This window comes from Streptomyces sp. NPDC091376, assembly GCF_044757085.1.
In the GTDB taxonomy this organism is placed as follows: domain Bacteria; phylum Actinomycetota; class Actinomycetes; order Streptomycetales; family Streptomycetaceae; genus Streptomyces; species Streptomyces pratisoli.
Genome location: NZ_JBIVUF010000007.1, coordinates 26,823 through 40,544, shown reverse-complemented (window position 1 = coordinate 40,544; position 13,722 = coordinate 26,823). Strand labels below are relative to the sequence as shown.

The 13,722-nt window shown below is 71.9% G+C and carries 10 protein-coding genes; 1 reads left to right on the top strand and 9 read right to left on the bottom strand.

Annotated elements, in window-relative coordinates; all coding sequences use genetic code 11:
- Positions 1 to 53: 53 nt before the first annotated feature.
- The 9 genes from ACIQMR_RS16600 to eccE form a co-directional block, all read right to left on the bottom strand.
- Positions 54 to 1,067: an ABC transporter ATP-binding protein gene (locus ACIQMR_RS16600; protein WP_401387016.1), complete on the bottom strand. Its 1,014-nt coding sequence runs from the start codon at positions 1,065 to 1,067 to the stop codon at positions 54 to 56.
- Entirely contained in the window at positions 1,064 to 2,035 is a 972-nt protein-coding gene (locus ACIQMR_RS16595; protein WP_401387013.1) for an ABC transporter ATP-binding protein, read from the bottom strand. The genes ACIQMR_RS16600 and ACIQMR_RS16595 overlap by 4 nt, the downstream gene beginning before the upstream one ends.
- A complete protein-coding gene (locus ACIQMR_RS16590) occupies positions 2,032 to 2,913 on the bottom strand; it encodes an ABC transporter permease (RefSeq protein ID WP_401387010.1) in 882 nt (293 codons plus the stop codon). The genes ACIQMR_RS16595 and ACIQMR_RS16590 overlap by 4 nt, the downstream gene beginning before the upstream one ends.
- Positions 2,910 to 3,989: an ABC transporter permease gene (locus tag ACIQMR_RS16585; RefSeq protein WP_401387007.1), complete on the bottom strand. Its 1,080-nt coding sequence runs from the start codon at positions 3,987 to 3,989 to the stop codon at positions 2,910 to 2,912. The genes ACIQMR_RS16590 and ACIQMR_RS16585 overlap by 4 nt, the downstream gene beginning before the upstream one ends.
- A gap of 3 nt (positions 3,990 to 3,992) precedes the next feature.
- Positions 3,993 to 5,900: an ABC transporter substrate-binding protein gene (locus tag ACIQMR_RS16580; RefSeq protein WP_401387004.1), complete on the bottom strand. Its 1,908-nt coding sequence runs from the start codon at positions 5,898 to 5,900 to the stop codon at positions 3,993 to 3,995.
- Between the two features lie 208 nt (positions 5,901 to 6,108).
- Positions 6,109 to 9,030 carry an SCO5717 family growth-regulating ATPase gene (locus ACIQMR_RS16575; RefSeq protein WP_401387001.1) on the bottom strand — a complete coding sequence of 974 codons (2,922 nt, stop codon included), beginning with the start codon at positions 9,028 to 9,030 and terminating at the stop codon, positions 6,109 to 6,111.
- Between the two features lie 457 nt (positions 9,031 to 9,487).
- A complete protein-coding gene (locus tag ACIQMR_RS16570; RefSeq protein ID WP_401386998.1) occupies positions 9,488 to 9,721 on the bottom strand; it encodes a DUF397 domain-containing protein in 234 nt (77 codons plus the stop codon).
- A gap of 236 nt (positions 9,722 to 9,957) precedes the next feature.
- A complete protein-coding gene (locus ACIQMR_RS16565; RefSeq protein WP_401386995.1) occupies positions 9,958 to 10,677 on the bottom strand; it encodes a hypothetical protein in 720 nt (239 codons plus the stop codon).
- Positions 10,677 to 12,011, bottom strand: a complete 1,335-nt coding sequence (gene eccE / locus ACIQMR_RS16560) for a type VII secretion protein EccE (protein WP_401386992.1) — start codon at positions 12,009 to 12,011, stop codon at positions 10,677 to 10,679. Before eccE ends, ACIQMR_RS16565 begins: the two co-directional genes overlap by 1 nt.
- Positions 12,012 to 12,192: 181 nt before the next feature.
- Here eccE and eccB point away from each other — a divergent pair, with 181 nt between their 5' ends.
- Positions 12,193 to 13,713, top strand: coding sequence for a type VII secretion protein EccB (gene eccB / locus ACIQMR_RS16555; RefSeq protein WP_401386989.1), 1,521 nt, complete (start codon positions 12,193 to 12,195; stop codon positions 13,711 to 13,713).
- Positions 13,714 to 13,722: the final 9 nt, after the last annotated feature.

Genomic DNA, 13,722 nt, shown 5'->3' with positions numbered 1-13,722 from the left:
GCGGGCCCGCGCCAGGGCCCGGACAGGATCCGGGCGCCGTGCACCTGACGGACTCAGGCGCCGCGTACCCGAGGCGCCGCCCAGTGGCAGGCCACCGCGGCCGGGCCCGAACCCGGCAGGACCGGCAGGTCCTCGGTGCGGCAGCGGTCGGCGACGCCCGTCGTCTCCGCCTCGCCCGACGCCAGGATCTGACAGCGTGCGTGGAAGCGGCAGCCCGCAGGGATCCGGGACGGGTCCGGGGGCTCCCCGGTGAGGACCACCGCAGGACCGGCGGACTCGGGGAGGACGGAGAGCAGCGCCCGCGTGTACGGATGCCGCGGCGCCGTCAGGACGTCCTCCACCGGCCCCGTCTCCACGATCCGGCCCAGGTACATCACGGCGACCCGGTCCGCGATGTTCCACGCCAGGCCCAGATCGTGGGTCACCACCAGTGCGGAGAGCCCCAGTTCGTCGCGCAGCCGCAGCAGCAGCGCCAGGATCTCGCCCCGGACGGAGGCGTCCAGCGAGGCCACCGGCTCGTCGGCGACGATGAGTTCGGGCTCCAGGACGAGCGCGCCCGCGATGACCACACGCTGCCGCTGGCCTCCGGACAGCTCGTGCGGATAGCGCAGGAAGAACCGCTCCGGCGGCCGGAGCCCGGCCCGCGAGAGCGCCTCCGCGACCGCGGCGCGCTCGTCGCCCCCGTACCCGTGGATCCGCAGGCCCTCCGCCACCGCCTCGTACACGGTGTGCCGGGGATTGAGCGACCCGCTGGGGTCCTGGAGCACCAGCTGGACGCGTCTGCGGTACGCCTTCAGGGCCCTCGACCCGTACGACAGCGGCGCCCCGCCGAACGTCACGCGCCCCGCCGCCGGTTCGACCAGCCCGAGCAGCGTCCGCGCGAGGGACGTCTTGCCGCAGCCCGACTCGCCGACGAGCGCGACGATCTCACCGGAGCCGATGTCGAGATCGATGCCGTCGACGGCGCGGGCCGCCGGCGCGCCCCTTCGTCCGGGGAAGGTCACACGCAGGCCGGCCGCCGCCAGCAGGGAAGCCGCGGTCACGGGGGACTCCTCGACGCTCGTCATGCCTGCACCGCCGCCCCGGCATGGACGCACGCGGCCTGCCGGCCCGGTCCTGCCTCGCGCAGCTCCTGCTCGTCCCGCGCACAGGCGTCCAGCGCCACGGGGCAGCGCGGATGGAACGTACAGCCCCTCGGCAGCGCCGACGGGTCGGGCGGGTCACCGGGCAGCCCCTGAGGCGCCCGGCGCGAGGCAGGGTCCCCGATGCGGGGGAACGCCGCCGACAGCGCCCGTCCGTACGGGTGCTCCGCCGCGTCGTACACGGCCCGCGCGGGCCCCTCCTCGACCACCCGTCCCGCGTACATCACCGCGAGCCGGTCGCAGGTGTCGGCCAGCACCGCCAGATCGTGGCTGATCATCAGCAGGCTGATGTCCTGCGCGGCGACCAACTGCTCGATCAGCCGCAGAATCTGCGCCTGGATCATCACGTCCAGTGCCGTCGTCGGCTCGTCGGCCACGAGCAGCCGCGGATCACAGGCCAGCGCCATCGCGATCATCACGCGCTGCCGCTGCCCGCCGGACAGCTCGTGCGGATACGCCGCCGCGCGCGAGGCCGGCAGCCCCACCTGCTCCAGCAGCTCCCCGGCCCGCCGTTTCGCCGCACCCGGCGTCGCCCGCCCGTGCACGAGCAGCGGCTCCGCGATCTGCTCCCCGATCCGGTGCACCGCGTTGAGCGAGTGCATCGCCCCCTGGAAGACGATCGACGCCCCCGCCCAGCGCACGGCCCGCAGCCGCCCCCAGGACATGGTGAGGACGTCCTCGCCGTCGAGGCGGATCTCGCCCGACAGCCGCGCCGACACGGGCAGCAGCCGCAGCAGCGCCAGCGCCAGCGTCGACTTCCCGCACCCCGACTCGCCCGCGACACCGAGTTTCTGCCCCGGGCCGAGCGCCAGATCGACACCCCGAACGGCCGGGACGGCACACGCCCCCGACCCGTACGTCACCCGCAGGTCCCTGACCTCCAGCAGACTCAACGCCCCACCCCCAGCTTCGGGTTGAGCACGGACTCGATCGCCCGTCCGCACAGCGTGAACGCCAGCGCGACCAGCGCCACGGCGATCCCCGGCGGGGCCAGATACCACCAGTGCCCGGACGACACGGCACCCGCCTCCCGGGCGTCCTGGAGCATGCCGCCCCATGACACCACCGACGGGTCGCCGAGGCCGAGGAACGCCAGCGTCGCCTCCGTCAGGATCGCGGTGGAGATGCCGAGCGTCGTCTGAGCGAGGACCAGCGGCATCACATTGGGCAGCACATGGCGGGCCATGACGTGCCGGTGCCCTCCTCCGAGCGCCTTGGCCCGCTCGATGTACGGGCGGGACTCGACCGCGATCGTCTGGGCCCTCACCAGCCGCGCCGTCGTCGGCCAGGTCGTGACGCCGATCGCCAGGATCACCGTCCACACGCTCCGCGACATCACCGTCGCTAGCACGATCGCGAGCACCAGCGTCGGCATCACCAGGAACCAGTCGGTGATCCGCATGACGACCGTGGCGAACCAGCCACCGTAGTGACCGGCCACGATCCCTACGAGTGTCCCGATGGCCACCGACAGCACCGCCGCGAGCAGCCCCACGGTGAGCGAGATCCGCGCGCCCCACACCAGCAACCCGAGCAGCGAGCGCCCGAACTGGTCGGTGCCGAGCGGGAATGCTCCGCTCGGCGACTCCAGCGCCCCGCCCGGGGCATGGGTGACGCTCTGCACCTCGCTGCCGACGAGCAGCGGTGCGGCGAACGCGATCAGGGCGAGCAGCGCGAGCCCGCCGAGTCCGGCGACGCCCGCGCGGTGCGTACGGTACGCGCGCCAGAACCGTACGGCGGAGGCACGGCGACGTGTCCAGGTGAGAGTCATCGGCCCACCCTCGGGTCCAGCATCGGATACAGCAGATCGGCGAGCAGGTTCATCAGGATCATCGCGCCCGCGAAGACCACGAACAGCCCCTGCACCAGCGGCAGATCGGGCACGCTCAGCGCCTGGTAGAACAGCCCGCCGAGGCCGGGCCAGGAGAAGACGGTCTCGACGAGGATCGACCCGGCGGCCACATGGCCGAGATTGATGAAGACCATCGTGACCGTGGGCAGCAGCGCGTTCGGTACGGCGTGCCGGCGCCGCACGGCATCGTCCCGCAGCCCCTTCGCCCGCGCCGTCGTCAGATAGTCGCTGCCCATCTCGTCCAGCAGGGAGGAACGCATCACCAGCAGCGTCTGGGCATAGCCGACGGCGACCAGCGTGAGCACCGGCAGCACCATGTGGTGGGCGACATCGAGGACGTACGCGAGACCCGTCGCGTCCCCCGACTCCATACCCCCGGTCGGGAACATGCCGGGGATCGGGCCGACGCCCACCGAGAAGGTGATGATCAGCAACAGTCCGAGCCAGAACGACGGCACCGACCACAGCGTCAGCGCCACCCCGGTGTGGAGCCGGTCGCCCGTTCCGCCGTGCCGCCACGCCGAACGCGTACCGAGCCACAGCCCGAGCGCCGAGTAGATCACCACGGCCACGCCCGTGAGCAGCAGCGTCGCGGGCAGCTTCTGCGCGATGAGCTCTCCGACGGGGGCGCGGAACTGGTACGACATGCCCAGGTCGCCGGTGAGCGCGCCCGCGCAGTAGTCGGTGAACTGCCGCCACATCGGCAGATCGAGGCCGAACTGGCGGCGCAGCGTGGCCAGTTGCTCCGCGCTCGTGGGCATGCCGTGGGTCATGGCCTTGACCGGATCGCCCGGGATGATCCGGAAGAGGAAGAAGCTGGTGACGAGCACGGCGAACAGCGACACGACCGCACCCGCCAGCTTGCCGGCCACATACGCCGGGTACGCCGAGGCCGTCGCACCATCGCGCCGGTCGGCACGCGCCTCCGGGGACCCCGGTACCCCGGCCGCGGTCGTCGCGGCCGGGGCCGTCTCCGTGCTTGCCGTGCCGCTCATCGGCTACTCACGGTCGTCCGCGGAGGCGCGGCGTCGCCGACTGGTGATGACACCGACCGCTATGACCAGGACGACCGACACCCCGATGCCGATGGCCACGGCGGCGGACGAACCGCCGCCGCCGGACGACGAGCCGCCGGCCGCGGCCGGTTCCGCCGACCACCAGCTCCAGTAGCCGTCCTGGCCGTACAGATTGCCGGCCGCCTCGGGCATCGTCGTGATGGACTTGATCTGGTCCGTGCGGTAGGCCTCCAGCGCGTTCGGATAGGCCATCACGTTCATGAATCCGGTGTCGTACAGCCGGGACTGCATCTGCTTGACCAGAGCGCTCCGCCTGGTCGCGTCGTACTCGACGGCCTGCTGCGCGTACAGCTCGTCGAACTGCTTGTCGCAGATGAAGTTGTCCGTCGCCCCGGTGTCCCGGGGGGTGGCGGGGAGTGCGGAGCAGGTGTGGATGGACAGGACGAAGTCCGGGTCGGGATTGACGGACCAGCCGTCGAACGCCAGGTCGTAGTCGCCCTTGAGCCAGGGGTCGGAGACGTTGTCGAGGCAGTCGACCTTCAGCCCGACGCCGAGCGCGCCCCACCATTCCTGGAGGTACTTGCCGATCGCCTTGTCGTTGGGGTCGGTGGCGTGGCAGAGGATGCGGAAGTCCAGGGCCTTGCCGTCCTTGCCGACGCGCTTTCCACTGCTGTTCTTCCGGTATCCGGCCCGGTCGAGCAGTGCGGCCGCCATCGCCGGGTCGTACGCGATCCGCCGGGCGGTGTCCGGTTTCCAGAAGTACGGGCCGAAGCGCGGCGGGATGTAGCCCTCGCCCTCCACGGCGTGGCCCTGGAAGACCTTCTCGACGATGGTCTTGCGGTCGACCGCATGGAACAGAGCCTTCCGCACCACCGGGTCGAGGAGCGCCGGATGGCCGCTGCCGAATCGTCCGCCGTTCCTGGCCCGGGCGCCCGGGTTGGTGGCGAGGGCGAAGAAGCGCCGGCCGGGTGCGTCGTTGACCTTGATGTTCTCGGCGTTCTCCAGCGACGCGGCCTGGGCCGGGGTGAGGTTGGGGACGAAGGAGACCTCGCCCTTGCGCAGCGCGGCGACCGCCGCGTCGCCGTCCTTGTAGTACCTGAACACCAGCTCGTCGAACTTCGGTGCGCCGCGCCAGAAGGTCTTGTTGGGCCTCAGCCTGATGTACTGGTCGACCTTGAAGTCGGTGAGGACGAACGGGCCGTTGCCGACGACCGGGAACTGCTTGTCGTTGTTGAACTTCGAGAAGTCGCCGACCTTCTCCCAGACGTGCTTGGGGACGATCGGCACATCGAGCGCGGTCATGTTCGCCTGGGGCTTCTTCAGCTCGATGACCAGCGTCTCGGGGTCCGGGGCGGTGACCTTCCGGAAGTTGGCGGTGAAGCTGCCGTTGGCGGTGGCGGCGTTCGGGTCCGTCATCATCTTGTTGAACGTCCAGGCGGCGTCGGCCGACGTCACCGGCCTGCCGTCGGACCAGGTGGAGTCCTTGCGGATCGTGTACGTCCACGTCAGCTTGTCCGCGGACGGCGTCCAGGTGGTGGCGAGGCCGGGAATCGGGCGCGCGTCCTTGGCGTCGTAGTTCGTCAGGTACTCGTAGACGAGGCGGTGGACGCTGGTGGAGACCAGCCGCTGCGCCAGGAACGGACTGAGGGAGTCCACGCTCTGCGAGACGGCGACGGTCAGGACGTTGTCCGCGCCGTCCTTGCCGTCCTTGCCGTCCTTGCCGTCCGCTTCGGTCATGACCGCCCGGGCATCGGCCGACGCCTGCGGATGAGGCGGTACGACGGCGAGGGCTGAGGCCGCGATGCCGGAGGCGACCAGCAGCCGGAGAACGCGACGCGGCCGGGGCAGGCCCTTCGGCCGACGGGTGAGGTGCGGAGCCGTTGTGATCATAGGACGTTGACCTCGCGTCGTAACTCGCTTGGAGGCGGCACGTGGATCTTCTGGGCGCCAACTGGTGATGCGAAGGTCTATCAGCGTGGTCCAGACGAGTCAACGATCCTGTGATGCCGCGTCAAATCCGTTGTGGACTGCGAGAACGCCGAAGGGCCCGCACCGTGGAACACGGCGCGGGCCCTCATTGGTCTGAACCGCTGAAGCCCTACTGCTGAGGAGCCGGCGGTGCCTGCGGGGGCTGTTGCGGCTGCTGCTGCGGGTAGCCGTATCCGGCGGGCGGAACAGGACCCGGGAGTTCGGGCCGGCCGGGCTGCTCGCCGTGCGGACCGGGCTGGCCGGGGATCTGGGCCTGTGCCGGAGGCTGGGCGGGCGGGCCCGGGAACGGCCCCGGCTGCGCCGGGGGCTGCCCGGCTGGGCTCGGCGCGGACGGCGCCTGGGGAGGCAGCGAATGGTGCCACTGCTGCTGCGCGCCCGGGACGGGCCCGCCGTACGGCTGCTGTCCACCGTAGGGCTGCTGCCCGCCGTACGGGGGCGGCCCGCCCTGCGGCTGCTGACCGGCCTGGGGCGGCTGTCCTGCGTGCGGCGGCTGGTGCGGGTTCGGCGGATAGGGCTGGCCCGGCTGCGGCTGGCCCGGCTGGGGCTGGGCCGCGTACGGCTGGTGCGGCATCGGCGGCGCCATGTGCGGGGGCTGGTGCCCCTGACCGCCGGAGGTCCACAGCCCCTGGGCCTGCTGGGCCCGCACGAAGTCCTCGGCGACCATCGCGGACAGATTGAAGTAGGCCTCACGGGTCTTCGGCCGCATCATGTCCAGGTCGACCTCGGCGCCCGCCGACAGGTGCTCGTCGAACGGCACGACCACGACACCGCGGCAGCGGGTCTCGAAGTGCTGCACGATGTCCTCGACCTTGATCATCTTGCCGGTCTCGCGGACACCGGAGATCACCGTGATCGAGCGCTGCACCAGATCCGCGTAGCCGTGTGCGGAGAGCCAGTCGAGCGTGGTGCTTGCGCTGCTCGCGCCGTCCACGGACGGTGTGGAGATGATGATCAGCTGGTCGGCGAGGTCCAGCACACCGCGCATCGCGCTGTAGAGGAGGCCGGTGCCGGAGTCGGTGAGGATGACCGGGTACTGCTTGCCCAGCACCTCGATCGCACGCCGGTAGTCCTCGTCGTTGAACGTCGTCGAGACGGCCGGATCCACGTCATTGGCGATGATCTCCAGACCGGAGGGCGCCTGCGAGGTGAACCGGCGGATGTCCATGTACGAGTTGAGGTACGGGATCGCCTGGACCAGGTCGCGGATGGTCGCGCCGGTCTCGCGCCGCACCCGTCGCCCGAGCGTGCCCGCGTCCGGGTTGGCGTCGATGGCCAGGATCTTGTCCTGGCGCTCGGTGGCCAGGGTGGCGCCGAGCGCGGTGGTGGTCGTCGTCTTGCCGACGCCGCCCTTGAGGCTGATCACCGCGATGCGGTAGCACGAAAGCACCGGCGTACGGATCAGTTCGAGCTTGCGCTGCCGCTCGGCCTCCTCCTTCTTGCCGCCGAGCTTGAAACGGGCGGCGGCACCGGAGGGGTTGCGACTCGATTTGGCCTTCTGCTTGTTGTTGCGCAGCAGGCGGTCGGAGGAGAGCTCGACGGCCGCGGTGTAGCCGAGCGGGGCACCCGGCACGGAACGCTCACGCTGGTCGTGCGCGACGGGCGTGGGCCAGGCCGCACCGGTCCGCGGGTCGACGGGAGCGGCCGGAGGCTGCTGGACCTGGGGCTGGTGCGGAGGCTGCGGTGTCTGCGGCGCGTGTGGCTGGTGGGGCGTGTGCGGGGTCTGTGGAACCTGGGGAGTCTGCTGGGCGGGCACACCGGGCTGCTGCGCCTGCGGGAAGCCGTAACCGCCGTGCACCGGCTGCGGGTTGGGACCCGGCACGGCGGGCGGCAGGGGAGCGCCGGGCTGGTGGGCCTGCGGCTGATGGGCCGGCAGGTGCTGGGGCTGCTGGGGCTGGGGGAAGCCGTAGCCACCCTGCTGGGCGGGGAGGTTGGGGTTCTCGGCACCGGGCTGGGGGAAGCCGTAGCCACCCTGCTGGGCGGGGAGGTTGGAGTTCTCCGCGCCCGGCTGCGGGAAGCCGTAGCCACCCTGCTGAGGGCCGACGCCCGCGGTGTGCGCGGGCCAAGTGGGCTGCGCTTGCGGCTGCTGCGGCTGCTGTTGTGCCGGCATCGCGGGCTGGTCGGCCTGCTGTGCCTGCACGGGCCACTGGGGCGCCGCCGTCGGCGCGGCCGGCTGGAACGCGGGCGGCAGCGGGGGCAGGCCCGCGCCCTGCGCGCTCGGGGCGGTTTCCCCGGACGCGACGACCGGGGCGGAGTCCTGCGGAGCGGAGTCCTGCGGGGCGGAATCGCCGGGTGCGACGTCGGCGGGTTCGACGACGGCCGGCTCGTCGGTGCTGTCCTCGTGTGCTGCACCGGTATCGCTGTCCGTGTCCTGGGCCCCGGCCGTCGCCTCCGCAGCGGCGGCCACGGGGGTGTCGGCCCCGACCGCCCTCTCACCCGCGGCCTCACCCGCGGCCTCGTCGGCGTCGAGGCGGGCGTCGGGAGCGGGGTCGGAGGCGGAGTCAGCGTTGGCCTCGGCCTCCGCCGCTGCGGCCGCCTCCCTCTCCGCGATCTCGCGCTTCAGCGCGGCGGGGGAGAACCGCATCGTCGCGCCGCTCTCGATGTCCCCGCCGCCGAACGGCTGAGGAGCGCCGCCGCCCGTATCGGCCGAAGCGGCGACAGGCGCGGGGGCTATCGGATCAACCGGGGCGACCGGCGCGGCCTCGGGCGCCGGTACCGGCGGCTGAGCGGGCACGGACGACTGCTCGGGCGTCTGGGCCTGCGCGGGTGCAGGCGTCACGGGCGGCCAGTTCGGCTCGAAGCCACTGCCCGGAGGCAGTCCGGGCACGGCGACCGGCGCTCCGGACGGCGGCGGAGGGGTCCCTCCCTGCGTGGCCGGGCCCCCCGCCGAATCTCCTGACGCATTCTGCGTGTACCAGGCAGGCGGGGTGTAGTCGATGGTGAACTCACCCGTCAGCTCCGCGGGCTCCGCGTCGGACTGATCGTCGACGGGCACGCTCCAGTCCCCGCGGATCTCGTCCCGATCGCCGTTCACTTTGCCTCCTGTGGTCGAGCACCCTTGTGCCGTGGTGGGTGGGGGCGACCGTGCCGTCTTCCGGTCCGCCCGGCTCTCCCCCGTACGACGCCGCGCACCTGCCCGCAGGTTCTCGCCGCGCTCTGACCCACCCTAATCGTCAACGCTGTCGGTACGGCAGGCCGGACCACCCGTCGACGACTGTCCGGTAGGTCACCCCTGCCTCAGCACTGGCCCCGTGTGACACGGGTGGGCCGCAGCGTGAGGGGTGAACCGGGCAAAGCCGTACGGACCATGTCAGTCGAGGCGCTACAGGATCGTCACATGCCGACGGCGCCCGCCGCTCGCCGTACGGCCCCCGGTCAACTCCCGGACCCGGCCCGGCTCCGGGTGCCTGAACGCATGCCCGTACCCGTACCCGTACTCGGTTCCGGATCCGACTGCCCCGACTCCGGGCTCGTCCGGCCGGCGCGGGCGCTCAGCGCAGATCGAATTCCCCGTCGCGCGCACCCAGGACGAACGCCCGCCACTCGGCCTCGGTGTACCGCAGCACGGTGTCCCGGTCCACCGACGACCGCATCGCCACGGCACCGTCGGGCAGATACGCGATCTCGACCCGCTCCTCGTCCGCGGTGGTGCCGGGGGCGCCGTGCCACTCGACGCCGGAGATGTCGAGGGCGTAGAGCTCGTCCTTCTCTTGTGCGCTCCCCATGAGCCACGTTCCTTTCGGTGGTGCCGCTTTCGGTGGTGCCGGGGCGAAAGAGCCCGGAACGGCCCGGTCATGCCCTGTTCCCAGGGGACTTCCCGTGAGGCGCCGCGCAGTTGGATGTTGCCCCCGTCACACCGGGCATCCTATCCAGCGGAGTTCGCGACCACTCCCGTTCCGGACGGGCTCTCGATCTTCGGACGGCGCCCGCGGTCCGCGCCGGCAGCCGTCCTCAGCCGTCCTCAGTCCATCCGGCGGGCCACGCCCAGCAGCCCCGTCTCGGCGTCCGTGGCGCTCGTCATCACCCATTGCCGCTCACGACCGGACACCCAGAGCGTGACCCCGTCCGCCAGTGTCGGCAGCGCGTCGCTCTCCGCCCGGGAGAGCCCCAGGATCCGGCCGATCTGCTCCGCCTCCTGCGGCGAGACCCGCTGCACCCCCACCAGCGTCGAGTCACGCAGCAGCCGCGGCGCGACCGGGCTCAGATACGGAAGCAGGGTCAGCACCGACTGCCAGGGCGACGACACCACGCGCCCCCGCGGCGGCCGCATGCCGCAGTCCCGGATGACGACCACCGGACTGCCGACCGTGGCGCCCATCGGCGGGACGCGCCCCACATCGTGGAGCGTGATGCACTCCAGGCCCGCGCCCGCGGCCTGCGCCAGCATCGTCCACGCCTGGGCACGGCCCGTCTCCACCACCACCCGTGCGCCTGTGCCCGCCGCACGGAGCGCCAGCACCTGAGCCGTCCAGAGCCCGCCGATCAGCAGGACGTCGTAGGGAGTCGACCGGTGGAACCCCACCATCTGCGGGCGGCCCTCCGCGTCGTCACCGATGACGACGCCGTCGTCCCCGACGGGCAGGGAGAGCGCCCCGAGGTCGTCCGCCGCCATGGTGTGACCCGCGTGGCGCGGGCCGAGCAGCCCTCGCAGCCGTCCTGCCGGTCCGGTCGTCACGCCCATCACCGCGCACCTCCCAGCGGCATCGTCGCCAGCGCGCCGGGCAGCTGTTCGCGGTCCAGTCGCTGCAGTCCGACCTTCGCCGACCGGGCTGCCTGCTCCAACACCCGCCGGACCCCGACCAGTTCGGTGTCCGAGCCGCCGGTGATCCGTACGTGGCCGCCCACGGTCATCGCTCCCTTGTGTGCACCCCGGCGCAGGGTGAGGCTGAAGGTGGTCGCGTAGGCCGGGGCCGAGGTGAGGGTCGACACCAGCTTGGGCAGCGGCTGCGCCCCGCGGCCCAGCTCGGGCCAGCGGCCGACGGCGTACGTCGTGTGCCAGCGGTCGTCGCAGCGCCAGACCCGCGACGTCTCGGTGGTGCGGCGCTGCGCGGTGGCACCCGGCCGGCCGGCGAGCGCCGCGGCCCTGGGACTCGCGCAGGCCGCCGTCGCCATCGTGGAGTTGAGCTCCTCCTGGTCCAGGACCACGGCCTGGAACCCGGCTCCGGTGATACGGCTCGCCACATGGTCCGCGACGCGTACGAGACAGCGCTGGGCACCCTCGGTCCCGCCGCCGCGGGCCTCGACCGCCTCGCGGCAGAGCTCCGGGTCCAGCTTCACCGCGACCCAGGTCATCCTCAACGCGGGTGCGCCGGTGCGCTCCTGGAGCGGGGCGTACGAGAGCCGGGCGACCGACTGCTGCGGCAGGTGCGGTGCGGGCGCCGAGCGCACCTGCTGCACCAGCTGCACCGACTCCAGCGTGATGTCGTCGACCTGGAGCGCACCGCCCAGCAGCGACAGCGGCAGGGCCCGCGCGCCGAAGGCGGGACGCAGCGCGGAACCGCTCGCCTCGACCCGTACGACGGCCGTCAGGAACGTGCCGTCGCCGAGCATGCCGACCGTACGCCGGTCACGGTCCACATACGTGTGTGGGCGCAGTCCCGGCATCGCCTCGACAAGCGGCGCCAGCGAGGGATCCAGGTCCGCGGGGGAGGGCTCGGCGGCCCGCCGCCGCGCGCGGAGGTCCATCGCGGTCGCCAGCCAGTCCTGCAGAGCATGGCCGCGCCGGCGCAACACCGCGAGCAGCACCAGGACCGAGGCGACGACGACCGCCGGCACCATCCAGAGTCCGCCGAGCGCAGCCCCCACCACGACCAGCGCGAGTGCCAGCTCCACGAGCATCAGCTGCCGCAGCTGAAGAGGGCCGATCCGGCTGGTACGCGACAGGGGCCGCAGGGTCGTTGAGGCCGGGGCCGTCCGAGGGGGCGCGACCGCAGGGGCGTTGCTGCGTTGCCGCCGGGAACTGCCCGGGGCCTGTCCGGAAGTCCGCCCACTTCGCGCGCGCGTCGCCGTACCCATCGCCGCGTTGCCCCCTCGTGTCCGTATTTGCCAAATTCTTATGGGCGTTGACCGGGCGATCACCCTACCTGAGCAGTGGGGAGCAAGCGCCAGCAGGCATAGTAGGGGGCGGTGCGGCGGCGGGCCCCATGACGTGGGTGTGGGAATCTGGTCGCCCAGCGGGGAGAGGGACAGCGGACAGATGGCATCACGTCGGGACGAACTCAACGCATACACCTTCGCGAAGCGGAGACTGGTCGCGCAGTTCGTGCAGCCAAACACGACCGGCTCGGAGGAGGGCGCACCTCGTCCGTTGCGTGCGGTGGTTCCCGGAGCCATCGTCGGGGTGGTCGTGCTCGCGGTGTTCGGCGCCTGGGGAATGTTCAAGCCGGTGGCACCCCAGAAATGGGACTCGCCCGGCGAGAACGTCATCATCGCCAGCAAATCGACAACTCGCTATGTCGTTCTGAAGACCAACGGCAAGACACAGCTCCACCCTGTCCTCAACATGTCGTCGGCGAAGCTGCTCCTCCTGCCCGACAAGGGCAAGGTCATCAACGTCGACGAGTCGGTCCTCGACAACGGCAAGATCCCGCACGGCGCCACTCTCGGCATCCCGTACGCCCCCGACCGGCTGCCCGACGCCAAGGACGCCGGCGTCGCCAAGCGCTGGGCCGTCTGCGAGCGGCCGGGCGAAGGCGGCCTGGCCATCCAGAAGGCGGCGTTCGTCCTCGCCGAGCGCGAGGAGAAGAAGACCGAGGGCGCGAACCGGCTGCGCGGCGGTGAACTGATGTACGTGGAGGGCCCGGACAAGGCCCGCTACGTCGTCGACGCCGAGGGCACCGCCTACCCCGTGGAGAAGGACGAGCTGCTGCTGCGCCAGGTGGTGGGCCTCGGCCGCGAGGCCCAGCGGGTCTCCGCCGCCTGGCTGGAGACCCTCCACAAGGGCGACAGGATCGCGTTCCCGAAGATTCCCGGTGCGGGCCAGGACGCGGGCGTGCCCGGCGACCTGGAGCCCGGGGTGAACAAGGTCGGCATGGTCCTCAAGGCCACCGACGGGACCAGGACCCAGCAGTACGTCGTCCTGTCCGGCCGGGTGGCGCCCGTCACCGACTTCACCGCCAAGCTGCTGCTCAACAGCAAGGACCTGATCGACATGGGTCAGGACGGCCAGGCGAAGTCCGTCAGCGCCGCCACCTTCCAGCCGGGCGAAGCCTTCGGCCAGGACAAGAAGTGGCCGTCGCAGGCCCCGAAGCCCGTCAACTCGGCCGGCGCCGACGAGGGAAGCCGCAACACGGTCTGCAACGTCCTGCGCGAGGTGGACGACGACGGTACGACCACCCTCAGCACCTGGGCGGGCACCGACTTCCCCGCGCCCCTGCCGACCGGTTCGAGCAGCGCGTACGTCACTCCCGGCTCAGGTCAGCTGTTCCGCCAGTTCAAGGGATCCCGCACGGACACGGGCTTCCTCTTCCTGGTCACCGACACCGGGCTGCGCTACGCGATGCAGTCCAACGGCGACAGCGCCACGGACGACTCCGGCATCGGGTCCTCGGGCTCGAAGAAGGAGAAGGAAGCGCGGGCGCAGGAGGCACAACAGGCCCAGAACCGGCTCGGGTACAAGGACGTGGATCCCGTACCGGTGCCCGCCGCCTGGTCCACCTTCCTGCCCACCGGCCCGCGCCTGTCCACCGGTGCCGCGAGCCAGCCGCAGGGTTCGTGAGGACCGGCC